The sequence below is a fragment of the Phycisphaerae bacterium genome, from assembly GCA_018003015.1.
Lineage (GTDB): Bacteria > Planctomycetota > Phycisphaerae > UBA1845 > PWPN01 > JAGNEZ01.
In genome coordinates this window covers 21,551-47,216 of sequence record JAGNEZ010000051.1, presented here as the reverse complement: position 1 = coordinate 47,216, position 25,666 = coordinate 21,551, and the positions used below count along the sequence as shown (strand labels likewise).

Here is a 25,666-nt window from a genome sequence, read left to right as displayed (position 1 = left end):
GACAAGGATCAGGGCAGGGTTCGGGCAAGGGCTCAGGACAGGGCAGCGGCCAAGGCCAAGGGCAGGGACAAGGATCAGGGCAGGGTTCGGGGCAGGGTCAAGGTTCGGGGCAAGGCCAAGGACAAGGACAGGGGCAAGGTTCAGGCAAGGGTTCAGGGCAGGGCAGCGGGAGCGGGATTGTGGGCAGCGGCGGCTCGCAGGACTCCAGCTACGGCGTCGAACGGTCGAGCACCCCATCGACCCAGCCCAGCGGTTCCGTCGAGCCCCTTGAGTCGCCCGACAAGCCTAGCCCCAGACTTCCCTCCACCGGACGCATCGAGCAGGCGGTTGACGCCCTCGAACGCTCGCTGCGTCGCGGTGATGTCGATGAGAAGCTCCTGGCCGATCTCGGCTGGACCATCCCCCAGGCCCAACAGTTCGTCGATGCGTACAAGCGCGCCAAGCCGTCAGCCCAGCCACCCCGGGCCGACCGCACCTCTGTCCCAACCACGCAAGTCTTCCGCGAGGAGAAGCCTCCCGGCGATCGCGCGGTTCTCCGTGCCGGCAGTCCGACCGCGCCCGGGGCCAGGAGCCTCAATGCCTCAACGCGGCGATCCCCCGACACGACTCGCGACCTCATGGAAGTCGGTCGCCAGCGCGTCTTGCCCAAGTACGAACTGCTGATGGAAGCATACTACCGTTCGCTGACTTCCCAACCCGCCAAGTGAGTCGGCCGCCGATCGACGCGCCTTCGATGTGGCGTGACCAGGAAGTTTGGAAAGTGCCGCGGTGGCTGCGCCAATTCGGCTCGGGAAGACAAGCTCACCTATGGACCACATCATCAGACGCGGGCCTGATCGGTCGGACTCGCAGCGTTTGAGATTGCGAGAATCCCGCCGGTGCTCATCAGCTCATTGGGTCAAGCCCTCGCAATCAGGGTTGCTGGCCTGGGTCGCCTTGATGGACGGACCACTAAAGCAGGCCTGGAACTCCCAGAAGTCTTCTGCATCGACGGCGAGATTGTGGTTGCGATCCAGGAATCCGCAGCCGATCCGGTATCGCTCGAAGGGACCGCTGAAGCAGACCTGGAAGAAGCCGAAGTCCTGTTGATCCACGTCGCCATCGCCATCCACGTCGGCGAAGGGGACGTTGGCCTTGCAGTTGGGGTCTTGGCCGCAGTCCGGGTCGGCACAGTCGGCCAGCCCGTCGCCGTCATCATCCATGAAGTTGGTGCAGTCCGTTTCCACCGGGCAGGACGCCACGCCCTGGCAGTCGGGATCCTCACAGTCGATCAACTGGTCTCCGTTTTCGTCCAGGAGGTTGTTGCAGATCTCGCAATTGTCGGGATCCTGGCACGTCTGGGGCCGGCCGACCATGATGTGGTCAATCCAGAAAGTGGCCGTCCCGCTCCAGTCGCCGTTCGTGTAGCTGGTCGCATCGTCCACCATGAAGTCGAGAAGGACCTGGGTAAGTTGATCCCGCGCCGGAACGCTGGAGGACGGCAGGAACGCGTCAACGACGTGCCAGCCCCGGTCATTCACGCCCACCCCGCTGGAGAGGAAGTTTGTCCAGCCGGGGACATACTCCCAGGTCGTGCCCATGTTGCGGAACACGATTCCGCCTTGGGCGTGGGCGCCGTAGGTGGTCTTGGGGGAGGCGGGGTCAAACTTCACGCGGGCGATAATCCAGCTGTAGTCCCGCAAATCGATGCCAAGGGGTGAGCCGGTGGAGACATCCCGCTGGAAGGTGAGTCGGTTCTGGTCGCGGGTGAGGTTCTTGTCCCATGTGACCGTGACTTTCATGGAGCCGGAAGCGGGGTTGTCGGCGTAATCCACTGTGCCGTCCCACTCCACGTGGCTCGGAACCGCGTTGGCGGTGGCGTTGCATGTATCGCCTCCGGTGGGGCACCAATCGGCGATACCGTCGGCCGTGTCGAACTCGCTCCACACGTGAAAACCCTGGGGCGCTATGGGCGGCGTGGCCAGCACGATGTTGTCGATCCAAATGGTGACCGGGCCGGTCACCCGGGCGACGGTGTCCCAACGGGGATCATTGCCCCAGAACTGGATCCTCCAGGCACGCACGTCCTTGAGATTCAGGGAGGAGAAGTTGCTCATGGGCATGGAAACGTGGTACGTCCCGGCTCCGCTCATGCGCGTACCACCGGAACGCACCCATGTCAGATCCGGGCCGTAGATGGGTCCGAACTCGACGTAGGCACTGGTGCCCTCGTTCTGGGCGCCGAAATCGACGCGCATGTCAATCTCGAACGAGCCATATCCGCGAAGGTCTAGGCCTACCGGCGGAGTGCCACTCAGGGCGAAATCCTTGGTGATCCAGAAGTTGTTGCAGCCCCTGTCGGCCGGGTCTTCCGGGTTGGTGCATACATCCTGGTGCTCGGTACCCGCGCAGGCGTCGCAGTCGGTGGCGTCGCCGGCATAGTTGACCACCACCTTCATCTCCCCACCTTCCACGGTTTTGGAAACCAGCTCGCCGCCCATGTTTTCGCCGGCCACCCACTGATCCGCCTCGGCCGGGTCGTTGAACTTGTTGATGGTCAGCGGCTCGGTCGCCGGCGGGGGCGGCGGCTCCTTGGGAACAAACTTGATGTTGTCAACCCAGAAGGTGACGTCGCCGGCCATCTTGCCGAGCAATTCGAAACCGACTCCCTGAACGTTCGAAGCCGAACTGGGGTTGCCGGCGTAGTTCTTGAAAGAGGCCATGGGGATGCTGACGTGAAACCACTGGTCGTCATTGAAGCCATTGACGCCGCCGCCCAGGGATCGGGCTGTGGCTGCCTGCCCCATCCATTGCGATTGCGCAACACTGCCGTAGAAGTAGCCGATGGTCAAGTAACCGTGATCACCAGTGCTTCTCGTGGCCGAAGTCGAAGTGACGTAGATGTCCATATCCAGAGTGGCGACATTGAGCATGTCGCCGAACGGCGTCGGTCGGGCGATCGCGATACGGCGGTTGGCGGTTGCGTCGGTGAAGTGATAGACGATCTTCATGGCCCCACTGGTAGCGGAGCCGGCGGCATCTGCGGTGGCGTCAAAGGTGAGCAGGTCCATGAGCACGCTGGCGTCACCCCAGACCTTGGACCACGAACCGGGCACTTCGTCCGCGGTGTCAAATGTGTTGACGATCTGCCCGAACGCGGCGGGCACCATCAGACCAAGCAGCAGCACCGCCCACGGGCCGGCGATCTTGTTCCGCGACCACATTCCAGCACCTCCATTCAGGTAAGACCATGGCCCGCGCCCGGGCGACTGAGCCGTCGGTGACTTGCGATGCTCAGAGCGCGCCCCCATGCGGCCAACACGCGCCGCCACGCTGCGAAGCCATGCGTGTCCGCGACGACATGACATGCACTACACCGGATGGGTCGTAGCCATCAGGCGGAAACGATGAGCCTGCTCCGCGAGGGCGTTCTTCACGCCCCACCCATGCAGCGGCTCATCGGAAAACCCTCCCCGCAAACAGGGGGCCGGCCCACACGACGACCGAGAACCCAACTCGATCACCATGCCGGCCGGACCGTCGAATACCAGGGCCGTGGGCGAAGCCGCCCGGCCAACGCTCGACCTGCCCTCAGGCGGGACGCCGGCGGCGAATAAGAAGCAGACCAGCCAGGGCGATCAAGCCGCTGGCCGGCTCGGGCGTTATGATCACGTTGTCCAGGTAGAAGTTGACAGGCACCGCGGCGTCGGAATTGGCGCCTGTCCAGAACTGGAACCACTCGTCGCCAGGTTCCCAGCCAAGCTGACTGAAGGGATAGTCAAAGTGCATGGTCAGGAATGCGGCGTCGTCGGCGGGATGCCACCCGGAGACGGTGAAGATGTTGTCCGTCTGGGTCCAGCCTGTGGTGCCGGCGCTGTTGCCCACAATGTTCAACTGAAACCACGTCTGGACTCCCGCTGGGAAGCTGGCGCCATCAACCATGGCGTCGAAGGAGATCCGGGCGGTCCCGAGGTTCGCCAGCCTCTGCATCTCCAGCTGCTGGTTGTCGTTTCCGCCCCCAGGTGCCCAAGAGAACTCCTTCGTCATCATCATCTGCCAGCCCCCGGCCGTATGCGTCTGCTGGACCGTGGGTGTCCCCGACCAGTCACCCGGGGCCGCGGGAGACCAGGCGACGTTCTGGAAACCCTCTTCATCATTCTCAAACGTGTAGGTCAGCTGACCGTACGCGGAAGCGCTGACGGCAAGCCCGGCGATGACCGCCGTCACCAAGTGAATCTGTCTCATCCTCTCCTCCCTTCAAAAGCGGTGAATTGACTTCCTTCCACACTTCGCCTGGTCTGGAGAGCCCTACACCATGTCGCTCCCCGTCAGCAGGCTGCAACAAGGTCCTGAAATGCGCCCATAGGCGAATGATGCCCCTCCACTATCCACGCTAACAAAGCCCGACAAAGCTGTCAAGCCGGCGTCAGGACCGATCGGTCCGGGCGAGCATTCTTCTCCCACGTCCGGCGAACTTGAAGTTCGGGCCGCGAGTTGACCATGGGCGGCGTTAGCCCATTGCCGCAAAAGGACATAGAGAAGCCCGCCAGACCTGGCGGTCGCCATCGCCCGAGCATGCCTCGGCCCAGGTCCGCGGACACCAGACGCCGGACGGTCAGGGCGATCGCCGTCTTCGTCGATCCGACAGATACTCCCGGTCCGGACACGACCGCCGGTGCAATCCGGGTCCTGGCCACCTTGCCGGCCCAGTCCGCCATCGTGGGCAAGTCTCTTTAAACCTTGGCCGTCTAAGTCGCTGATCCCTTCCGCCCTCCAAGCGACCACTATGGTTACTGCGTCCGCTCGTTTCGGCTATGATCACGACGGTGATGTTGGTTTGGACAGCTTCATGGTATTGCGGCATTGCGTTGCGGGCCCGAGGACGCTCCAGGACGGTTCAATGAGCCGTCGGTTGTTCGATGCGGATACGGATGGCGACGTGGACCAGACCGATTGTGGCCCGTTCCAGCGGTGCCTCAGCGGGGCGAACAACCATGCCGATCCCGATGGCACAGCCTGACCGTGCCATTGGGCTCCTGCGGTCCAGCTCTCCTTTCGTGCCAGCATGAGGCACGAGTACCATGTACGATGGACGCCAGCCATTCACTGATACGCATCGGCGGCGGATAGCAGTTCAAGAGGAACATGATACCCCGCGTCAATCGCTGTGTCGGAAATGCGTCCGCTCGCCAAAACGTGGGAGTTGCGAGTTGAGGATCAATCCGTGAGGCACACATTCCGATTGTCTTATCCTGTCCTGGTTGCCACATTGGTCATCTCGGCAGCGGCCATCGGTTCGTTCGCCGCCGATACCGGACCTGCTGCTCGGCCGAACATCGTCCTTCTCATGGCCGACCAGTTCCGCGCCGACTGTCTGGGCAGCGACGGAAACAACGCGATTCGCACGCCCAACCTCGATGGCCTCGCGGCCGATGGGGCGCGCTTTCGCTGTGCGTACACCTCCACACCATCCTGCACACCGGCTCGCAGCGGTCTGCTCACCGGTCTGTCACCGTGGCATCATGGCATGCTCGGCATGGGGCGGATGGCCGAACACTACGAGCGTGAGCTGCCCGCATTGCTCCACGGGGCGGGCTACTACGCAATCGGCGTCGGCAAGATGCACTACTACCCGCAGCGCAACCTTCACGGCTTCGATAGGACGATCCTGGACGAGTCCGGCCGCATCCAGACAGCGGACTTCGTCAGCGACTACCGCTGCTGGTTTCGCTCGCTGGCTCCGACCCTCGACCCGGACGCCACCGGCATTGGCTGGAACGACTACCGGGCCAAGACCTACGCCTTGCCGGAGGAACTGCACCCAACCCGCTGGACGACGGACGTAGCCGTGCGATTCGTCCAGAACTACAGCGGAGCTTCGCCCTTCTTCTTGAAGGTCTCCTTCGCCCGCCCGCACAGCCCTTACGATCCGCCCGAGCGGTTCATGAAGATGTACGTAGATACCCAAGTCCCGGCCGCTCACCTCGGCGGCTGGGCGAGCGGCAACGACGTCCCGCTCGATCCGCCAGACTACAATCGCTGGCGGGGCGATCTCGGCCCCGAGCAGGTTCGCCAGTCTCGCCGGGCCTACTACGGGTCGGTCACATTCGTCGATGAGCAGATCGGCCGCATCCTGGCGGCGTTGCGCGAACGCAAACTGCTCGACAATACGCTCATCCTCTTTACCGCCGACCACGGCGATATGCTCGGCGACCACCATCTGTGGCGAAAGACGTACGCCTACGAATCCTCGGTTCGTATTCCGATGCTCATCCGCTGGCCTGTGAGCATGGCGGCCGAGCGCGGGCAGGTGCTGGCTCAGCCCGTCGAGCTCCGCGATATACTGCCGACGTTCCTCGACGCCGCAGGCGTGGCCGCACCTGCGGACGCTTTCGACGGCAAGAGCCTGCTGGAACTCGTCCGCGGCAACGCGGCCGGCTGGCGGCCCTTCATCGACTTGGAGCATAGCCGCTGCTACAAGGGCACGGAACACTGGAACGCTCTGACCGACGGGCGGACGAAGTACATTTTCTTCTCCCACAGCGGCAAGGAGCAGTTGTTCGATCTGCAGTCGGACCCCGGCGAACTGCACGATCTCGCCGGCGACGCTGGCCACCGCGAACGGCTTGAGACCTGGCGCGCCCGCTTGGTCAGGCATCTGGCCGAGCGCGGTCCCGCCTTCGTTCGCGACGGCAGGCTCGTTTCGCCGCGCCCGGATATGCTCTACGGCGATCGGTTTCCCAAGAAGGCTGGATAAGAGCCGTCGAATACCCTCCGCATTTTCAGGGGGTGCCTGAAAGGTCGGCAACGATCCTGTGTGCTGAGAAACCAGACCCCGCGAAAGCGTTTGCCGCAGTGCTGCCCGAAGTGGTATAAGCTCGGTCTTTGAGAGCGTCCCTCCCCGCCGGATGTGTTGCAGGAGGGGGAGCTCCCTCCGAGACCCAGAGTCGAGACAGGATCTTCCGTGAACGAACCGCTCACTCCCCAGCGTATCATGGAATCGCCGCCCGGCCCTGAGACCGTCATCGACGGCCGGCGGTACGTTTACTTCGGAGGTACAAGCTACCTCGGCCTGCACGGCCACCCGGACATCATAGAGGCGGCCTGTGCGGCAATCCGCAAGTACGGCATTCACACCGCGACCTCCCGGCGCGGCTTCGGCAACAACCCCGTCACGCTCGAGGCGGAGCGGTTGGCCGCCGCCTACTTCGGCACGGCCGGCGCCTTCTACTTCCCGTCCGGCTACTTCGGTACCACCACGCTCATCCACGCCCTCGGCGACACGTTCGATCTCATCCTGGCCGACGAACATTGCCACTTCAGCGTCATGGAAGCGGCCCCGCTGCCGGGTCGTCCGATTCACCGCTTTCCCCACTGCGACCCGGACGGCTTGGCCGCCGCCCTTCGCGAACACGTGCCCGTGTCCACACGGCCCCTCGTGCTGACCGACGGCGTCTTCTCATCCACCGGAGAGATCGCCCCCGTCGATGCGTACCTGACAGTGCTCCGGGCCCGGCCGGGGGCGACCATCCTGCTCGACGATGCCCACGGCGTCGGAACCGTCGGCGAAAACGGGCGAGGAACACTGGACCACCTGGGCCTCTGGTCCGACTGGGTCAACGCCGACGCGAGTGAATGCCCCGCGAACTCCACCCGACTGTGCTTCTGCGGCACCCTCAGCAAGGCCCTCGGCGGCTTCGGTGGAATCATCCCCGGAACAACCGCCTTCATCGATCGCCTGCGTTCGGCTTCCCATCTGTTTGACGGGGCCAGCGCCCCGCCGACGGCCGCCGCCGCCGCGAGCGCGAGAGCCCTTGAGATCGTCATGGCCAAGCCGGAAATACGTGCCCGGCTTCTCCGGAACGTGCTCCACCTTCGCCGGGGCCTGCGCGACCTCGGGATCGCTGTGGCCGATAGTCCCGCTCCTATCGTCTCCGCTCGATGCGGCACCGGTGAGCGCATGCGGCAACTGCACGAGGCACTCAAGGAGCGAGGCTTCCTCGTACCCCATACGCGAAACTATGCCGGCGTCGGCCCGGAGGGCCACATGCGAATCGCGGTTTGTGCCGGCCACACCCAAGAGATGATCGACCGCCTCCTGGCCGCGCTTCGACGACTGCTATGAACAGGTCGCAGCGGTCGGCCTCGAGACATCACCTTGACGCCAGAACGGTCACGTGATCCCCCAGCGGTCGCCACACGCGCGGATCAGTGGTCGTGAAAACGGCCAGCGTACGCACGCCGAGGGCCGCCGCCAGATGCGTCATGCCGCTGTCGTTGCCTGCAAACAGGTCGGCCTCGGCGATCTCCCGGGCTGCCACGAGAAGATCCGCCTCGATGATCAACTTCTCGCCACGCCGCTGGATTCGATCGCGCAGACCGGCAAAGCGATCGTCACCTGCCTCGCATTCCGCCGGCCCAAGCATCCAGGCGATCGCCACGCCGTCCATCTCGTCCGCCATCACCATGAATCGTTCGACCGGCCAACACTTGCCTCGACCACCGCTGCCGGGATGAATGACAACCCGCGCCGCTGAGCTCTCGCCAGTGTCCCCAATAACCGGGCTGTCTGGTGATGACCCTGCCGGCGTCTTCTCCATCCGGATGAACGTCGGCTTCGCGCTGCCGATCGCCAGAGCCTGGGCTCGAACGGCCGCTACCCACTGGGCGGTGATGTGCCGCCCGGCCGCCAGGGTCTCCTGGTTCGGACGAGGATCGACCGACACGACGCGTCCGGGCGTCGCCGCACAAAGGCGGTGGTGAGACGCCTCCGCCGGTCCGCCGAGGAAGCTCAATACCAGCGACGCCTGCTCCAGTCGCCGAACGAGGCCCTCGTCCAGATCGCTGCCCTCTCCAAAGAGCGTGTGGAGGCCCACCTGCTCGGGCGAAGTCCAGGTATCGACAACGCTTCGCCCGGCCGCAACCCGGGCCGAGCTCGCCGAAGCGACCACTTCGACACGTGCAGCCCCGGCCGCCTCTCTCGCAGCTTGGATGACCGGAAGCGTCAACAGAAAGTCGCCGATCGCTCCCTGGTGAAAGACGAGAATCACGGGATCGCCCCGATTCGCCGGGGCTCCGTCTTGGTGCTCGACTTTCGGTGTTCTGGCGCTCACTCAATCCACCCGCCGCCAAGAACAGCGTCGCCTTCGTAAAGCACGGCAGCCTGCCCAGGCGTGATCGCGATCTGTCCGGCATCGAATCGGGCCCGGAACCGCTCGCCGGGCAGCAGTTCCACAGTCGCCGGTGCTGCGCGATGGCTGTAGCGGATCTGAACTTCGGCGCGGAATGCCCCGGCCGGCGGATCAGTCAGCCAGTGAACACGATTGGCCTCCAGCACATCGCGGGCCAGATCCTCCTTCCCTCCAACAAACACCGTGTTGCGCGCCACGTCGATACGCGTCACGTAAATGGGATGTCCGGCAGCCACCCCCAGTCCGCGCCGCTGACCAATGGTGAAGTTCACCACCCCCTCGTGCCGGCCCACCTCGTGACCCGATCGGTCCACAATCGGTCCTTCGCGAAACACCTCCGGCCGCCGCTCACGAACCAGCCGGGCATAGTCCCGGTCCGGTACGAAGCAGATATCCTGAGATTCGTGCTTCTCGCTGATCTTGAGCCCAAACCGCCGGGCCTCGCTGCGGACCTGATCCTTGCTCAGACCGCCGATCGGAAACAGCGCCCGGGCCAGCATGCCCCGGTCGATCCCAAACAACACGTACGACTGATCCTTCGTCGGGTCGACCCCCCGGCACAATCGATACCCTTCACCGACGGCGACTATCCTGGCATAGTGCCCGGTGGCCACCCAATCCGCCCCCGCCGCCCGGCCGTAGTCCGCCAGCCGACCGAACTTGAGCTGCTCGTTGCACATCACACACGGATTCGGGGTCCGGCCACGAACGTACTCCTCAACAAAGTAATCGATGATCCGGTCAAAGGCCGGCTTGAAGTCCAGGGCAAAGAACGGGATGCCCAGCATGCCGGCCACTGCCCGGGCGTCCGCCGCGTCAGCGGCACTGCAGCAACTCCAGTGGCGGATGTCAGGATTGGCCGCAGAGACCTCGCTCACACCGCCAGCCTCGCCGTCCGCGGGGGTGGGGGCCTGCACCCCGGTACGCATGAACAGACCCGTGACCTCGTACCCCTGCTCACGCAGCAGGCACGCGGCCACACTCGAGTCCACGCCGCCGCTCATCGCGACGACCACCCTGCCACGGCTATGCGACATTTGACCTCGATGCCGGATCCCGTGTATCACGAGCCATCAGACAGGGACGATTATAGAATCACGCCGACATGACCCGCAAACGGGAGAATGGCCATGATCAAGACACTCAATGTACGCACCGACTCGCAATGTCAGATGATCGACGTGACCGACAAGGTGCAAGCCGCAGTTCGAGAAACCGGCCTGGTTGACGGCTGTGCTGTCTGCTACGTGCCCCATACGACGGCCGGCGTGACCATCCAGGAGAACGCCGACCCGGACGTGGTTCACGATATCCTCTGGAAGCTGGATCAACTCATCCCCCGCGACGACAGCGGCTTCCGCCACAGCGAGGGAAACAGCAACGCCCACCTCAAGTGCTCGCTCATCGGCATGTCCCAGACCGTCCTGGTCGAGGGCGGACGCCTCATTCTGGGAACCTGGCAGGGCATCTACTTCTGCGAGTTCGACGGCCCGAGGCAACGACAACTGCTGGTCAGATGCCTGGCCGGCAGCCCCTGACACCCCGACGGAACACCAGATCCGTCCAGGTCCGCGCGGCCCACAGGCCCCCTTGTCCCGCCGACCAGACGCCCGGTCACGCGGTCGTATCCTGTTTTTAAATAATGAGTTACGGCGATTCCGCCCGCCGCCGCACCCGGGCCAGCCCCGGGGCTGGCAACCGCCCGCCAATTCGTCTATACTGCCTAGGCTCGGCACGGATGGAGCAGGCGCGAGAGGTTCGCGCCGCGTGGCCGACGTCTCTTTTCCCCGTCGCGGCTGCCCTCCCCATCAAGTCGCAACGTCGTGAGATGACTCTCCTCTCCCGGGATCGAGCAAAGTGAGAGCAAAGGCACAAAGGTCTACGAATGGTCGATTATAACCTGATCCATAGTCTCGAACTGGACAACAGCATTGAACAGCAGATGATCGATGCCCTCGGTTCCGGCGAGCCGGACCAGGAGGCCATCGCCTCAGTCATCGACGCGACTGTGGGCAGCTTCCAGCCCGGTACGCTGCTCAAGGGCCGCATCGCCGGCTTGGTCGGCGACGACGTCATCATCGATGTCGGCCTCAAGAGCGAGGGCCTGGTACCCGCCAGCGAGTGGGACGATAAGTCGGCCATCGATATCGGCGATACCGTGGATGTCTGGCTCGAAAGCGTCGAGTCCGACAGCGGCTTGGTGGTCATCAGCAAACGCAAGGCCGACCGGCTGCTCAACTGGCAGCGCCTCGTCGAGACCGCCCACGAAGGCGATGACGTCCGCGGCCGGGTCATGCGCAAGATCAAGGGCGGCCTGCTCGTCGACATCGGCGTGCCCGTGTTCCTGCCCGCTTCACAGGTCGATATTCGCCGCCCAGGCGACATCGGGGAGTTCATCGGCCGCGAAATCGACGCCAAAATCCTCAAGATCGACACCGAACGCCGCAACATCGTCATCAGCCGCCGCAAATTCATCGAGGAGCAACGCCAGACCGCCAAGGAACGCGTGCTCAATGACATCAAGATCGGCGACGTGCGCAAGGGTATCGTCAAAAACCTGGCCGACTTCGGGGCCTTCGTCGATCTGGGCGGCATCGACGGCCTGCTGCACATCACCGACATGAGCTGGGACCGGGTCAACCATCCATCCGACTTGCTCCGGATCGACCAGGAAGTCGAGATCAAGGTCCTGAATGTCGATCGCGAGAAGGAGAAGATCGCCCTGGGCCTCAAGCAGCTGACACCCAACCCTTGGGAGAACATCGAGACCCGCTACCCGGTGCTTTCGCGGCATAAGGGCGAGGTGGTCAACATCACCAATTACGGCGCTTTCGTGAAACTCGAGCCCGGCGTCGAGGGCTTGGTCCACATCTCCGAGATGAGCTGGACGCGGAGAATCAATCACCCGTCCGAGATCGTCAACCTCGGCGATGAGGTCGAGGTCGTCGTGCTCGAGATCAACAAGGACAAGCAGGAAATCAGCCTGGGCATGAAGCAGATCGAGTCCAACCCCTGGACCAGCGTCGCCCAGAAGTACCCGCCGAACACCATCATCGAGGGCAAGGTGCGGAACCTGGCTAACTACGGAGCCTTCATCGAGATCGAGGAGGGCATCGACGGCCTCCTGCACGTCTCGGATATGAGCTGGACCAAGAAGATCAGCCACCCGTCGGAGGTGCTCAAGAAAGGCGATACCGTCCGCTGCGTCGTGCTCAGCGTGGACCAGGAGAAGATGCGCGTCGCCCTCGGTACCAAGCAGCTCAGCGAGGATCCGTGGATCCAGGCCATCCCCAAGACCTATATCCCCGGCCAGATCGTCAAGGGCAAGGTCACCAAGATCACCAACTTCGGCGTCTTCGTCGAGCTGGAGACAGACCTCGAGGGGCTGCTGCACGTGAGCGAGCTGGCCGACCACAAGGTCGAGGATCCCCACGACGAGGTCAAGGTCGGAGCGGAAATCGAGGTCAAAATCCTGCGCGTCGATCCGCAGGAACGCAAGATCGGACTAAGCAAGAAGCGAGCCGAGTGGGCGACCGAGGAAGGCACCTCGCGCTCCGGCGAACCCAAGCTCCGCCGAGGCGGCCTGCATGGCCCGGGTCAGGCCTCGACCGATGTGATCACCAATTTCCCGTTCCGTACGCCGGAAGAGAACCCGAACAAGGATGTCGAGTCCTGATCGTCGCCGAGGGCCGGTGGCCCTCGTTCGCCGTCAGTTGACCGGGCCCACGCCCTACGACGTGGGCCACGACGCATAGGAGGCCGCTGCCATCGCAATCGAAAGTGGATTGCAGCACTATCTCAAGCAGATCGACGAAGCCCCGCTCCTGACTGCCCAGGAGGAGCAGGAGTTGGGGCGGGCGATCCAGTACGCCCTCAAAGTGCCTGCCCTCTTCCAGCAGCACGAGATCACACTCAAGCAGAAGGAAGAGGCCGAACTCACCGCCGCTCGGGCTCGCGATCGCATGATCCTCTCCAACCTGCGCCTCGTGGTCAATATCGCCAAAAACTACCTCAACCGCGGGCTGGCGCTGGCGGATCTCATCGAGGAAGGCAACATCGGCCTCCTCCGCGGTGTCGAAGGCTACGATCCCACCATGGAGACACGGTTCAGCACCTACGCCTCCTGGTGGATCAAGCAGGCCATCAAGCGGGCCTTGATCAACTCGGTTCAGCCGGTACACATCCCCGCCTATATGGTCGCCATGATCGCCGACTGGAAGAAAGCCTTCACCGAACTCGAGCAGAAACACGGCAAACAGCCAACCTTGCAGGAGATGGCCAGGCACATGAACCTCACCGAACGCAAGGTGAGAATCATCCGCCGCGCGGTCAAGGCGTTCAGTGCCCCCACCCAGTCGGGCAGCGCCGACGGCAGCTTCGGCCTCAACGAACTGCTCGCCGATCAGAAAACGCCTTCACCCCAGGACTCGGCCTTCAGTAACGCCGACGCCGAGGTCATCAGCAAACTCCTCAGCAAGATCGACGAACGCGAAGCCACCATCCTGAAGCTCCGCTACGGCCTCGATAACCAGGAACCCATGACCCTCAAACAGATCGGCGTCAAGGTCGGATTGACCCGCGAACGCGTCCGCCAGCTCGAACGCGAAGCCTTGGTCAAGCTCCGCGAAGCACTCAACGAGATGTGAATCGACCGGCCGTGCGCAGCCTTCCACGCCGCTCAGCCTGCAGGACCCTCGTATTCCGCACAGGTCTTCGGCGTCTCCCAGACCCGAACCCGCTTCAGCCGGGCCGGCCCCATCCGCCCCTCGAGCAACCCCCAGATCGTTCGGGCAATGTTCTCCACCGAGGGATTCACCGCAGCGAACTCCGGACAGTCGCGGTTCAAGTGCTTGTGGTCCAGCCGGTCAATGACCCGCTGCTTGACAATGTCCTCCAGCGACTCAATCGGCAAAAGCACACCCGTGCTCGGGTCCGGTTCACCCGTGACCATAACCTCCAGGCCGTAGTTGTGCCCGTGCCCGTTGGGGTTGTTGCACTTGCCGAAGACGCGACGGTTCTCCTCGTCGCTCATGGTCGCACAGTGCAGGCGATGCGCGGCAGAAAACTCGAAACTCTGCTGAATGTCCACCATGTTCGGCGCTCCCGCCTGCGTGCCATAGGAGAGAAAGGGCGTGACGTTGAGTTGCCAGTCGGCCCACCACGTGCCAGGCGGGGGACTGTTCAGCAGATCGACGGCTACCGCCCGGATCAACTGCTCGCCGGTAACGCCTGGCCGCTCGTTCCACAGACAGCACACCATCGGAATCGCCCGGTCACGAATCATCTCGTCGATCACCGCAATGTTGCACAGGTAACCAGTGATCGGATCGGGATCCCCCGTGACCCCGGCCCGCAAAGACAGGTGAGGCTGAATGCCCACCGCGCTCGGCCAGCCCCCCCAACTGTTGGTCATCGGCCGGTCCAGCGGGGAACCGACGCTGAATCGCACTTCTCGGGTCAGCCGCATGGTCGAGGTCCGTTAAAGCTCCCCGCTCTTGGAGGCGTCCAGGAAGCCTTCCAGCTTGCGGGATCGCACCGGGTGCTGAAGCTTGCGGATCGCCTTGGCCTCGACCTGCCGAACCCGCTCGCGCGTCACCTTGAAGATCTTGCCGACCTCCTCCAGCGTGTACGTGTACCCGTCGCCAATCCCGTAACGCAACTTGAGGATCTCACGCTCCCGGTAGGTCAGCGTCTTGAGCACTTCCTCGATCCGGTCGCGGAGCATCTCGTTGCCGGCCGATTGAACCGGCGACTCGGTGCTGTCGTCCTCAATAAAATCGCCAAAATACGAGTCCTCGCTCTCGCCTACCGGGCGATCGAGCGAAATCGGATGCCGGCTGATCTTCATTACCCGCCGGGCCTCGCTGACCGGCATCTTGGCCTTCTTGGCGATCTCCTCGATGGTCGGCTCCCGGCCAAGCTCCTGCAGCAGCTGCTTGGCAATGTTCCGCAGCCGACTCATCGTCTCGATCATGTGCACCGGAATCCGGATCGTGCGAGCATGGTCCGCGATCGCCCGCGTGATCGCCTGGCGAATCCACCAGGTGGCGTAGGTGCTGAACTTGTAGCCCCGACGATATTCGTACTTGTCCACCGCCCGCATCAGCCCAGTGTTCCCTTCCTGGATGATGTCCAGGAAGCTCAGGCCGCGGTTGCGGTACTTCTTGGCAATCGAAACGACCAGCCGCAGGTTGCCGCCCGACAGACGCCGCTTGGCATCCTCGTACTCGGAGAAAACCTGCTTCATCCTCTTGAGCCGTTCGCCCAGCTGGCCACCACTCTCGAGCACCAGGGACTCCATGCCGGCCAGTTCCTCACCCATCGCCTGGAGATCGTCGTCCGACGATTCAACCCGCTTCTTCTCCTCCTCGACCCGCCGCTCGAGGTCACGCATCTTGCGGTGCACCGACTCGAGCTTGCGCATCAGGGGTATGATCCTGCTGGTACGCAGCGAAAGCTCCTCCAGCAGCTTGGCAATCTTGCGACGCCGGGCATTCATCTGCTGGATCGCGGTCGCCTTCTCCTTCGCCGCCATACGCACGGTCTGCAGCCGCTGATGGTCGCCGGTATTGTGCTCCATCAGCTTGCGGACCGTGGCTAGGTTCTCGGGCAACAGCTTGGTGATCGTGTTCTTGGCCATCGCTTCGGACGTCGAAATCTTCATCGTACGGTCAAAAGGAAGCCGGCCGTCCGAAACCTGCTGAAGAATGTCAACCGCCTGGGTGATGCAGTAGTCGCTCTCGAGGACCTGCTTGCGGAAGGCCATGCGGGTCAGCTCGATCTTCTTGGCCAGGTCGATCTCCTCCTTGCGAGTGAGCAGCGGAATCTCGCCCATCTGGGTCAGGTACATGCGGATCGGGTCATCGATCCGCCGCGAGCCGCTCTCGTCAGCCTCAACCGCCTCCACTTTGCCGTCATCGTCGGTGTCCCCAAGATCCTCGGGTTCGGGCAGCGGCGGCAGGACGGCATCAATCTCCCTTTCGTCGGTCTCGGGCTCCTCTTCGAGCGCCCGCTGCCGGGCGGCGGCGGCCAGAACCTCCGCGGCAATGCCACCCAGCCGCTGGGCCTCGACTTCGTCCACCATCTCGATCTTGTTCTGCTCGAGCCTGAGCATGATGGTCTCGAGATGGTCCGGGGCAATCGCCTCGTCGGGCAGAATCTCGTTGAGTTCCTGCCAGGTCAGATACTTGCGCTTGCGGCCCAGGTCGAGCAGGATCTCGGTTGCTCGATCCACGGGATCCAGAATCATCTGATCGGTGTCCGACATCGTTGTCTCCAAAGCACGCGGGATGCAGCAACCCGCGCCACACACTCTCACGGTGCCTTTCTTGGTCACTGCAGCAGGAACTTGCGGCGAGCTCCCGCTGGTGAAAAGTGCGTCTGCCGAATGCCGGCCGCAAGGGCCCGCAACCGCTCGTCTTCTTCCTCGCCAACCGGCTCGCCTTCCCTGCCAGCCTGCTTTTGCCTGATGCTCTCTGCCAACCGGTGCGTCTCCCGGAGCCGAGCGCATGACTCCAGGCTGGCTAACGCTCTGTTCAGCACCTCCGCGTAATCCTCCATCTGCTCCCCGGCCGCTTGAAGATCGGTGATCAGCTGAGCGAACTCCGTCGATTCAAACCGCCCAATAAACTCCGCCAGGCGGAAAGCCCCGCCTGCAGACATCACTTCGACCAGGGCCCGGGCCACCCGGCACACCGAGGCGTCGGCAATCAGCTCAGGCTCAAACTTGCCGGCCACACGCCCATACAGCTCCGGTGCGTTCAACAGAACCTCCACGATCTCCCAGAGGGCCCGCTGCTCTGCGTCTAGACGCAATGCCGAACCGGTCTTCTCACCCTCCCCCGAAACCCCGCTCACCGCCGCCGTGAGCGGACGGCGCCACCGCTGGGCCAGGCGGCCAAGCTGGCGATGCAAGTCTTCCGCCGGCAAGCCCAGGATCTTGCTCAACTGGTTGACCATTAACCCCCTCTCGATGGGATCGATGACGCCCCGACCCGTCCAGGCGGCCAGTTCCTGTAAATACGCTTCAATCGCACGTCTCCGCGCAGGACCAGTCGTCCCGGCTTCATACTGCCGGACAACCTGGTGCCACCTGAATTCTAGCGCGCCGACCGCGTTTTTCAGCACTTCCTCGAAAGCACCCCCCCCAGCCGCCACAAGGTAGTCACAGGGGTCCTTGCCCGCCGGGACCTTGGCCAGCATCACCTCCAACCCGCCCAGCAGGGTCACCGAAACCGCCCGCTCCGCCGCACTCTGGCCCGCTTCATCCGAGTCAAAGACCAGGATCACACGGTCCGTATAACGACGAAGCAACGCCGCGTGAGCCTCGGTCAATGCCGTGCCCAGCGTCGCTACCGTCTCGCTGAAGCCATACTGGTGGGCCATCATGCAGTCAGTGTAGCCCTCGACCACAACCATCCGACCAGCCTTCGCGGCCGCGTGCTTGGCCCGCTCGATCCCGAACAGACTCGAGCTCTTGTCAAAAAGCACGGTGCCGGCCGTGTTCAAGTACTTCGCCGGATCGTCAGCTAGCGTCCGCCCCCCAAAGGCAATCAGCCGCCCCGTCACATCGTGAATCGGGAACATCAGCCGGTGGCGGAAAGCGTCGTAACTGCCCCCTCGCCCACGCTCCTTCACCAAACCAGCCGCCAGCAGCAGCCCCGGCTCGATCCCCGCTTTCCCCGCCTGTTGAATCAGTTCGTCGAAACTGTCGGCCGCGTAGCCAAGCCCGAAATCCTCCACCAACCTGTCCGTCAACCCACGCTTCGCCACGTACTGCCGAGCCACCTCTCCACCCGGTCCTTGATACTGACGGCGAAAAAACTGCTGAGCCCAGTCATTCACCCGAACGAGGTCGCTCTTGCCCGGCCCCGATGAGGCCGTTCCCCCCACACGCTCGAACTCCACAGAGATCCCGGCTCGCTCAGCCAGCATCCGGCGCGCCTCAACGAAATCTACCTTCTCTTTGAGCTGAACGAAGGTGAAAAGGTCCCCGCCAGCCCCACAGCCGAAACACTTGAACGTCTGCCGCGCGGGATTCACCATGAACGAGGGCGTCTTCTCCTCGTGGAAGGGGCACAAACCCTTGAAACTGGCCCCCGCTCGCCGGAGGGTCATATACCCGCCAACCACGTCGACGATGCTGAGACTATCGCGGATCTGCCTGGTGATGGTTTCGCGATCAGCGGCTGGCACCTTGAATCCTCGTGTTTGCCCCAGCCCGGTCGGCCGTGTTCGCCCCGGGTCCCCGATGCTCCGACAATGATCTAAGCTTATGCTCTGCCGGACGTTAGGCCTAGAAAGCCAGGCCCCCGCCACCCACCTCGCCAAATGGTAGGACCGGAAAATATACCACCAGTTTCGGGGCCGGTCAAATCAACTTAGCATTTTATCCTTCAGTGAGTTACAGACGTTAAGATGGGAAGCAAACGACATGCCACCCACGCTCCGGAATCGCCCCCTCTCCAGCCCCAGCGGACGCCTGAGCCGCGGATTGTCCCCCATCTCCGCCAATCCTCCATCTAAGAACCGTTTCCCCACTATTGGGCAAATATCCCCGACCATGGGATGACGCCGCCGCAGCGATCCGCCGCCGACCGGTCCGCCGGCCCCGAATCACGGAACACGTCGCAGCCAGGTATTCGCCAACACGATCTCCAGGGCAAGAAGAACGAAGACGCCAACTAGCAGGGGGGGGAGAGAGAGCGGTCCGATACGCAGGGCTTGGGTTGCTAGTTCCTTGTACTGGTAGAAACGCTTCTCGACCGTCTCCTCCTTCTCCATCTTGTCGATCTCAGTGTAGATGTCCCGGAGAGAGTCGGTGTCGGTGGCTCGGAAGTAGCGGCCGCCCGTGGCCGCGGCAATTCGCCGAAGCGCATCCTCGTCAATGCGCACCTGGGTCGAGCGCAGGACCGTCCGACCCGAAAACGGATCGATCATCGGCACTTCCGCCAGGCCCCGCGTGCCCACGCCAATCGTGTAGATCTTGGTCTCGAACGTCGCGGCCATCTGAGCGGCCTGCAGAGGATCAATATCACCCGCGTTGTTCTCGCCGTCGGTCAGAAGAATCATGACTCTGCTCTTGACCTTCTGGCCACCTCGAGATCGCCGCTGCTCATCCAGGGCCCGCATCTGTTCCACGCCCAGAGCGATCGCATCACCGATCGCCGTGCCATCCTCGTCCTGGGCTTTACGCGGATCGACGATCTCGGTCTTGCTCAGAGCCTCGAGCAGAAAATCGTGGTCCAGCGTCAGCGGACACTTGCTGTCCGCATACCGGGCAAAGCTGATCATGCCGATCAGGTCGTCGGGCCGGCCAGCCAGGCTCCCGGATCCCTTCACAAAATCGCGAGCCACGTTCTGGACGGCGGTCAATCGGTTTACCCGCTTGCCGTTCAGCTTGAAATCCAGGGCCTGCATGCTCCCCGACCGATCGACCAGAAGCTGAATCGCAATGCCCTCGGCCCGGACGCGGGCCTGTTCGTTGCCTTTGCGCGGGCGAGCGACCGCGACAATCAGCAGGATCAGGGCGGCGGTACGCAAAGCCGGCAGCAGCCATCGGGCTCGCGTTCGCCAGGTACGCGGCAACCGGACAAGGGGGGTGACCGAGGAAAACCGAACGGCGATCGGCCGATGACGCAGGTAGGCTCGCCACCAGATGACCGGCACCAGCAGGAGCAAAAGGAGTGCCCAGCGGGAATTCTCCTGGAACTCGAAGCCACTCAGGGACATCATGGCCCCACCTCGGGCTCCATCGCCCGCACCCGCTCGGCAGTCGATGCGGCAGGCGCGATCAGTGCGGCCGTCCGGTCAACGAAGGTCTCCGCCGCCCCGAAGGCCTGGTCGATTTCGCATGGCTCCGGCGTGTACCGGGCGAACTTGACCATGTCACCCGCTTGCAGAAACCGGGCGAGCGAGTCGCGATACTCCTGAACCAGCGCAGGGTGGCTCTTCGCGGCCGCCAGGAACTCCTCGGTGGTCTGCTCGGCGGCCATGATTCGGAATCGCCGCTCGATGTACAGGCGGACAATGCCGGTCATTCTCGAATACAGCTCGTGCACCAGACCACGCTCTACCAGGTTGTCCTCGCGAAGCCGGCGCAGCTCTTCCCGAGCCCAAACGTGGGGCGGAATGGGCCGCGCAAAACGAAGCCTCGCCGAGCGACAACGCAGGTATACCCATAGGCCGGCCAATGCCAGCACCGCCGTAGCCGCGCCGGCCGTCCAGAAAAGCCAGGCCCGGCTGCGCGCCGCGGGAAGCTCAACCGTGCCGCGAATATCCTCAAACTTCTCCAGGTCGATCTCGCCTTCGATCGCCGAAACGACTTTGATCGAAAACGGGGTGGAGGAGAAGTAGTGAGCGGTGAGTGATGAATCATGAGTATCGAAAGCCGAGTGTTGAGTGCTTGGCGCCAAGGGCTGGGTGCCGAGTACCGAGTGCTGAGTAGGAGAGGCATCGCTCGGACTCGCGCCGGTGGGCTTGGCAGAGCGGCGATCCACGTACTTGACGGCGATGCTCGGAATCTCGTAGCTGCCGGCGATGAGTTGATCGAGCTCGTATTCCTGCCGCCATCGTCGACCGCGGTCCGTGGGAATGGCAGGTTCGTCACGATGGCGGCGGATGCGGAACTCGCCGATTCGTTCCTCGAATCTCGGCATCTCGATGTCCACGTCGTCGGGGGCGATCACCTCGATCGTCAAGCCCAGCTTCTCGGCCACCAGAATCTGCTCCTTAGCTGCCCGAACGGTCATCGCAACCGGGCCGTCTTTCGCGTTGACCTCGAACGGCTTGGGAACCTCGGCCGCAGGCTGGGAACAACGACAACCGCCGGCCAGGCCAAGACCTAACCCCAGGCTCAACATGATCCATGACCCACACGCAAACCGGCAGCGGGTGCTACACTCCGGCCATCGGAACGGACAATGGCGGATGGCGAACGGAGAGAGTCCGGCCCGGCGTGCGGGCTCGGTCTCCGAGCGTCTCTTCTTCCTTTCTCCATTCTCCATTCTCAACTCCCTGTCACCTCCTCGTCTCCCGCTTCCGAAAGAACCGGGTGAGCGGCTCGACAAACGGCTCGCCGGTTCGGGCCTCGATCGTGTCGATGTTCATCCTGCGCAGCAGGGCATCCCGCTCCTCGGTCATCCGGCGAATGTCTTCCTCGTATTGCCTTCGCACGCGCCTGCTCGAGGTATCCACGAGCACGACCTGCCCCGTTTCGGCGTCCGTCCACTGGACCAGGCCGATGTCCTCCATCTTCTGTTCCCAGGGGTCGGAAATCACGATCGGGATAACATCATGCCGGCGGCGGGCAACGCGCATCGCGTCCTCGTAGCTGCCGGTCTGGAAGTCGCTGACCACGAAGACCACCGCCCGCCGCTTGACGGTCCGGTTCAGGTGCTCCAACGCCGCTCCCAGGTTGGTGCCTGATCGGCAAGGGCGGTGGTACAGCAGCTCGCGCACCACGCGAAGTACGTGCCGCGCGCCCTTGCGAGCCGGTACGGTCTTCTCGACTTCGTCCGTGAAGCACATCAGTCCGATCTTGTCGTTGTTGCGGATCGCCGAAAACGCAAGCGTCGCCCCGATCTCAGCCACCAGATCCCGTTTGAGCTGCTCACGAGTGCCGAAGCCGTGCGACGCACTCATGTCCACCAGCAGCAGGACGGTCAGCTCACGCTCTTCACGGAAGACCTTCACGAACGGCCGGCCGTACCGGGCACTCACGTTCCAGTCGATGGTCCGCACGTCGTCCCCATACTGGTAGTCGCGCACCTCCTCGAACTCCATCCCTCGACCCTTGAAGGCGGAGTGATACTGCCCGGCTAGCACGTCGTTCACCATGTGCGACGTGCGAATCTCGATACGCCGGACTTTTCTCAGGAGTTCAGACTGAAGCATGAACGCATCTCGAAAACCGAAAGCCTCAACTCGAAGGAAGCAGTCATTCGCATGCCCCGGTGTCTGCCAAGACATCCTGCGTCTTTCTGGCCATCGCCCCAGCGATCCTCATGTGCTCATCGGCCTCCTGAACATCCCGCCGGTGTCAATCTCCCAGCAGCTGCCTTGCCCGCTCATACCATCCGAGCCGGCAGCACGTCTCGAAGCTCCTCGCCAGGTGGGGCAGGAAGTTCTGCAGTACTCCACACGCTCGCCTGCCGGGCCACTAGGGTACCGGCACATGATCCAGGATGGCCTGCACCAAATCCGCCGCGCTCTTCTCCTCGGCCTCGGCTTCGTAGGTGACAATCACGCGGTGACGAAGCACGTCCAGGGCAACATCCTTCACGTCCTGCGGAACGACGTAGCCGCGGCCAGCGAGAAAGGCGTTCGCCTTGGCCCCGAGCGTCAGATAGATGGTCGCTCGCGGAGAAGCACCATACTGGATCAGGCCTTCCACCGGTACCCTCGCCGCAACCGGGTCCCGCGTGGCCACGACCAGATCCACAATGTAATCCTTGATCTTGTCGTCAATGTAGATCTCGTCGACCACCGCCCGGGCCTGCTGAATCGCGGCCGGCTCCATGACCGGCTGGATCAAGCGGTGCGGGTGGGTCGTGGACATGCGGTCGAGAATCTCACGCTCCTGACTGCGGCTCGGGTACGAGACGATCAGCTTGAGCATGAACCGGTCCACCTGGGCCTCGGGCAGCGGGTACGTCCCTTCCTGCTCGATCGGGTTCTGCGTGGCTAAAACGAGAAACGGCTCCTCGAGCGGGAACGTCTGCCTGCCAATGGTCACCTGTCGCTCCTGCATGGCCTCGAGCAGGGCACTCTGGACTTTCGCCGGCGCTCGGTTGATCTCATCCGCCAGTATGAGGTTGGAGAAGATCGGCCCCTTCTGGACCACGAATTGGCCGTCCTGCGGTCGGAAAACCATCGTCCCGATCAGGTCCGCCGGCAACAGGTCGGGCGTGAACTGCAGCCGCTGAAAGCCAGTGTGAATGCCGGCCGCCAGACACGAGACCGCCGTCGTCTTGGCCAACCCCGGGACCCCCTCAATGAGAATGTGCCCGTTGGATAGCAGCCCGACCAGCATCTTGTGCAGCAGATCCTCCTGGCCGACAATCACCTGCCGGATCTGCTGGAGCAGCAGCCGAAAGGGCTCGCTCTTGACTCTGACTTGTTCGCCGATCTGCTTGATGTCGTACTGCGTGGTGGCCATGGCCCGTTCTTCTCCTCTGTCAGCCGTTCGGCGGGCCGGTCCAGGCCACGCCGCAGGCGAACTATTGAACACAAGATGAACCTCAACTGCAAGATGCCAGGTCGGACAACCTCCCTGCCAGTCACGGCCTTCTCCCCGCGCCGCGGGCTCGCCCTGATCACTGCCGCCGGCAACGCGGTTTTCACCTTATTACGTCGCCATCGGCCGATCGTTCAGGCTCAGCGGGCCAGGAACGATATAACCCCGGACACCAGAGTCCGGCAGATGGCTGCGGTACCGCCGGGCCCGCGCACCCGGCAGGCTGACCCCCTGCGTCCGGTCCGAGATCCCCGCGAAATCAAGGCGGCATCCTGGTATGATGGAGTCTCCAAACGCCAGCCGTAAAACGCTCGCTCGGGCAGGACGCTGGCCGAGGAGGGATATCCCTATGGCATGTCTCATCCATGACCGACACGGGCCGGCTGCCCTGCTCGTCCTCCTGGCGGCGGGCGCAGCCTTGGCCGCCGAACCCGCCGGGCGGCTCCAGGGCCATGCCCGGTTCGAGAAGATCAAGGGCAAGCCAGCCGCCGGCTATCTCGAACTCTACGAGACGAACCTGTTCCTGTCCGGTTGGAACTCGCTTCCCGCTGGCCCGGCCCGCCGGTTGGGAACCACCCTCTACGAAAACGGGTCGTGTGTGATCCGGACGGTGCACGACGGCTCTTACTGCATCGACGGGTTGTCGGCCGGCTCCTACTCCATCCTGGTCAACCAGCCGCTGTTCTTCGTCGCTCCCAGGATCGTGCCCAACGTCCCAGTTCAGGATCCGGGCGACCTCTCCTTCAATGTCGAACTCGGCCTGGACTTCTCCACTTACTTCAAAACCGACTGGGTCGGCAATGCCCCCGACACCCACCCCCCGGACAGCCCCTGGTACCAGACCTTCGTCGCCACAGGAACGGCCATCCGCGGCGTGGCGTTCAGCTTCGCCGGGCCGAACAAGAACCCCGTCGCGGTCGCCATCCTCGAGGACAACGGCGATGCCGACGTCCGCAAGTGGAGAAAGATCGCCGAACGCACCGACTCCGTGAGCATCAGTGACGTGACCGACAACTGGGTGCGATTCCGATCCGCGGAGGCACCCACCGTCCCAGGCAGGCAATATGCCGTACGCCTGACCGTCCAGGGCAACACCATCCAACCCTACAAACGAAACAAGGACAGCCTCAGCTACGCCCACGGCCGGGCCTACGATTCCTCCAGCAAGGCCATGAACTACGACCTGTGCATCACCGTCTTCAGCGATAACGACAACACCATGGTCACCATGAACAAGCGGACCAAAGGACTCGGCGATCTGCGCGACGGTAACTTCGCGTGGAAGTGGGGCCAGACCTTCACCGCACGAGGGGCGAGCCTCGCCGCCGTCGATGTCTGGGCCGCCGGGGCTAACTCCAAATGGGACCTCGAGTTCATCTGGAGAGTGTATCCCGGTTCAAACCAGATCGGACCGACCGGCCCGCAGATCGGACCCACCAAGATCACCCAGGCGGCCTACCAGTCCTTCGGCGTCGGCCTGCATGGTGTGAGCTACAACCCCAACGAGATACTCCTTACCCCCGGCCAGTCCTACTTCATCGAGTTCGAGGTCCATGATCCTCCTTCGGATTCGCAGGGCTTCAACCCCTTCATCATGAACGACGACAGCTACGACCAGGGTAACGGCTTCATCTGGACACTCAGCGGCTGGGGGGGCCGGCCCCAAGACGACGTGTGCATGACCGTCGTCGAGTACGCCCTCCTCGATCCGGTCATCCAGTGCAGTCCGGCGGTCATCGAAAGAAGTGCCTTCCTCGGGGCCAATGCGGCCCCCGACCTCTTCAGTGTCGCAAACGGTGGCAACGGCACAATGTCCTTCGAGGTGGACGAAACCCTCAACTGGCTCGACCTGACCCCGCGAACCGGAACGGTGATCGGCAATCCACAGACGGTCACCATCAGCTACGCCACCAGTGCCCTGCCGCTCGGCACGTACCAGGGCACCCTGCGCGTGTCGGCCTCAGGTGCCACGAACACGCCCCAGGTCGTCACGGTCAATCTCCACGTGGTGACCGTGCCTGCCGACTTCAATCGTGACACCGACGTGGATATGGATGACTTCGCCCACTTCCAGGCATGCTACTCCGGCGTTGGCGTCACCCAGGCCGACCCGGCTTGCGCCGACGCCCGCCTGGACGACGACCTCGATGTGGACAAGAAAGACTTCGAGCGGTTCATCCTCTGCGTGAGCGGAGCCGGCATCGTTGCCGATCCGACCTGCGTGAACTGAAACCGGGCACCGCCCGCCTCGACGGGAGAC

The 25,666-nt window shown here is 63.3% G+C and carries 18 protein-coding genes; 7 read left to right on the top strand and 11 right to left on the bottom strand.

The window, feature by feature from the left end; genetic code table 11:
• Positions 1-707 (top strand): hypothetical protein (locus tag KA354_18680; GenBank protein ID MBP7936673.1); only part of this gene is annotated, 707 nt, incomplete at its 5' end.
• A 183-nt stretch (positions 708-890) separates the two neighbouring features.
• On the opposite strand, the gene KA354_18675 is transcribed toward KA354_18680, so the two are convergent.
• Both KA354_18675 and KA354_18670 read right to left on the bottom strand, forming a co-directional pair.
• Positions 891-3,203 (bottom strand): hypothetical protein, encoded by a 2,313-nt coding sequence (locus KA354_18675; protein ID MBP7936672.1) that lies wholly within the window; start codon positions 3,201-3,203, stop codon positions 891-893.
• Between the two features lie 367 nt (positions 3,204-3,570).
• Positions 3,571-4,224, bottom strand: coding sequence for a hypothetical protein (locus KA354_18670; GenBank protein ID MBP7936671.1), 654 nt, complete (start codon positions 4,222-4,224; stop codon positions 3,571-3,573).
• A gap of 931 nt (positions 4,225-5,155) precedes the next feature.
• Between KA354_18670 and KA354_18665 the strand changes: the two genes are divergently transcribed.
• On the top strand, positions 5,156-6,736 hold the full coding sequence (locus tag KA354_18665; protein ID MBP7936670.1) for an arylsulfatase: 1,581 nt from the start codon (positions 5,156-5,158) through the stop codon (positions 6,734-6,736).
• A gap of 207 nt (positions 6,737-6,943) precedes the next feature.
• On the top strand, positions 6,944-8,104 hold the full coding sequence (locus KA354_18660) for a pyridoxal phosphate-dependent aminotransferase family protein (GenBank protein ID MBP7936669.1): 1,161 nt from the start codon (positions 6,944-6,946) through the stop codon (positions 8,102-8,104).
• A 28-nt stretch (positions 8,105-8,132) separates the two neighbouring features.
• On the opposite strand, the gene KA354_18655 is transcribed toward KA354_18660, so the two are convergent.
• Both KA354_18655 and mnmA read right to left on the bottom strand, forming a co-directional pair.
• Positions 8,133-9,092 (bottom strand): glycosyltransferase family 9 protein, encoded by a 960-nt coding sequence (locus KA354_18655; protein ID MBP7936668.1) that lies wholly within the window; start codon positions 9,090-9,092, stop codon positions 8,133-8,135.
• On the bottom strand, positions 9,089-10,174 hold the full coding sequence (gene mnmA, locus KA354_18650) for a tRNA 2-thiouridine(34) synthase MnmA (GenBank protein ID MBP7936667.1): 1,086 nt from the start codon (positions 10,172-10,174) through the stop codon (positions 9,089-9,091). The genes KA354_18655 and mnmA overlap by 4 nt, the downstream gene beginning before the upstream one ends.
• A 126-nt stretch (positions 10,175-10,300) precedes the next feature.
• Between mnmA and KA354_18645 the strand changes: the two genes are divergently transcribed.
• From KA354_18645 to KA354_18635, 3 genes are all read left to right on the top strand, one after another.
• The gene (locus KA354_18645) at positions 10,301-10,708 is read left to right on the top strand and encodes a secondary thiamine-phosphate synthase enzyme YjbQ (GenBank protein MBP7936666.1); all 408 of its coding nucleotides are present in this window, start codon (positions 10,301-10,303) and stop codon (positions 10,706-10,708) included.
• Between the two features lie 347 nt (positions 10,709-11,055).
• Positions 11,056-12,846, top strand: coding sequence for a 30S ribosomal protein S1 (locus tag KA354_18640; protein MBP7936665.1), 1,791 nt, complete (start codon positions 11,056-11,058; stop codon positions 12,844-12,846).
• 109 nt (positions 12,847-12,955) lie between these two features.
• Entirely contained in the window at positions 12,956-13,816 is an 861-nt protein-coding gene (locus tag KA354_18635; GenBank protein MBP7936664.1) for a sigma-70 family RNA polymerase sigma factor, read from the top strand.
• Between the two features lie 32 nt (positions 13,817-13,848).
• Here the strand turns inward: KA354_18635 and KA354_18630 are convergent, their stop codons facing one another.
• The 7 genes from KA354_18630 to KA354_18600 all read right to left on the bottom strand — a co-directional run bounded on the left by KA354_18630 (position 13,849) and on the right by KA354_18600 (position 23,328).
• Complete coding sequence (locus KA354_18630; protein MBP7936663.1) at positions 13,849-14,262, bottom strand: 6-carboxytetrahydropterin synthase; 414 nt, start codon at positions 14,260-14,262, stop codon at positions 13,849-13,851.
• Between the two features lie 387 nt (positions 14,263-14,649).
• Positions 14,650-16,419: an RNA polymerase sigma factor RpoD gene (gene rpoD, locus KA354_18625; protein MBP7936662.1), complete on the bottom strand. Its 1,770-nt coding sequence runs from the start codon at positions 16,417-16,419 to the stop codon at positions 14,650-14,652.
• A gap of 83 nt (positions 16,420-16,502) precedes the next feature.
• On the bottom strand, positions 16,503-18,365 hold the full coding sequence (locus KA354_18620) for a DNA primase (protein ID MBP7936661.1): 1,863 nt from the start codon (positions 18,363-18,365) through the stop codon (positions 16,503-16,505).
• Positions 18,366-18,785: 420 nt separating this feature from the next.
• Positions 18,786-19,901, bottom strand: coding sequence for a VWA domain-containing protein (locus tag KA354_18615; GenBank protein MBP7936660.1), 1,116 nt, complete (start codon positions 19,899-19,901; stop codon positions 18,786-18,788).
• Complete coding sequence (locus KA354_18610; protein ID MBP7936659.1) at positions 19,901-21,031, bottom strand: hypothetical protein; 1,131 nt, start codon at positions 21,029-21,031, stop codon at positions 19,901-19,903. Before KA354_18610 ends, KA354_18615 begins: the two co-directional genes overlap by 1 nt.
• Positions 21,032-21,188: 157 nt before the next feature.
• Positions 21,189-22,064 (bottom strand): DUF58 domain-containing protein, encoded by an 876-nt coding sequence (locus KA354_18605; GenBank protein ID MBP7936658.1) that lies wholly within the window; start codon positions 22,062-22,064, stop codon positions 21,189-21,191.
• Positions 22,065-22,329: 265 nt separating this feature from the next.
• A complete protein-coding gene (locus KA354_18600) occupies positions 22,330-23,328 on the bottom strand; it encodes an AAA family ATPase (protein ID MBP7936657.1) in 999 nt (332 codons plus the stop codon).
• A gap of 427 nt (positions 23,329-23,755) precedes the next feature.
• Between KA354_18600 and KA354_18595 the strand changes: the two genes are divergently transcribed.
• On the top strand, positions 23,756-25,636 hold the full coding sequence (locus KA354_18595; protein MBP7936656.1) for a hypothetical protein: 1,881 nt from the start codon (positions 23,756-23,758) through the stop codon (positions 25,634-25,636).
• Positions 25,637-25,666: the final 30 nt, after the last annotated feature.

Coding starts and splice junctions, on each gene's coding strand:
- rpoD (MBP7936662.1), bottom strand. CDS start 16,419: ATGATTCTGGATCCCGTGGATCGAGCAACCGAGATCCTGCTCGACCTG.
- KA354_18670 (MBP7936671.1), bottom strand. CDS start 4,224: ATGAGACAGATTCACTTGGTGACGGCGGTCATCGCCGGGCTTGCCGTC.
- KA354_18665 (MBP7936670.1), top strand. CDS start 5,156: ATGCGTCCGCTCGCCAAAACGTGGGAGTTGCGAGTTGAGGATCAATCC.
- KA354_18595 (MBP7936656.1), top strand. CDS start 23,756: ATGGCATGTCTCATCCATGACCGACACGGGCCGGCTGCCCTGCTCGTC.
- KA354_18615 (MBP7936660.1), bottom strand. CDS start 19,901: ATGTCCCTGAGTGGCTTCGAGTTCCAGGAGAATTCCCGCTGGGCACTC.
- KA354_18600 (MBP7936657.1), bottom strand. CDS start 23,328: ATGGCCACCACGCAGTACGACATCAAGCAGATCGGCGAACAAGTCAGA.
- KA354_18640 (MBP7936665.1), top strand. CDS start 11,056: ATGGTCGATTATAACCTGATCCATAGTCTCGAACTGGACAACAGCATT.
- KA354_18675 (MBP7936672.1), bottom strand. CDS start 3,203: ATGTGGTCGCGGAACAAGATCGCCGGCCCGTGGGCGGTGCTGCTGCTT.
- KA354_18605 (MBP7936658.1), bottom strand. CDS start 22,064: ATGCTTCAGTCTGAACTCCTGAGAAAAGTCCGGCGTATCGAGATTCGC.
- KA354_18645 (MBP7936666.1), top strand. CDS start 10,301: ATGATCAAGACACTCAATGTACGCACCGACTCGCAATGTCAGATGATC.
- mnmA (MBP7936667.1), bottom strand. CDS start 10,174: ATGAGCGGCGGCGTGGACTCGAGTGTGGCCGCGTGCCTGCTGCGTGAG.
- KA354_18630 (MBP7936663.1), bottom strand. CDS start 14,262: ATGGTGGACATTCAGCAGAGTTTCGAGTTTTCTGCCGCGCATCGCCTG.
- KA354_18610 (MBP7936659.1), bottom strand. CDS start 21,031: ATGTTGAGCCTGGGGTTAGGTCTTGGCCTGGCCGGCGGTTGTCGTTGT.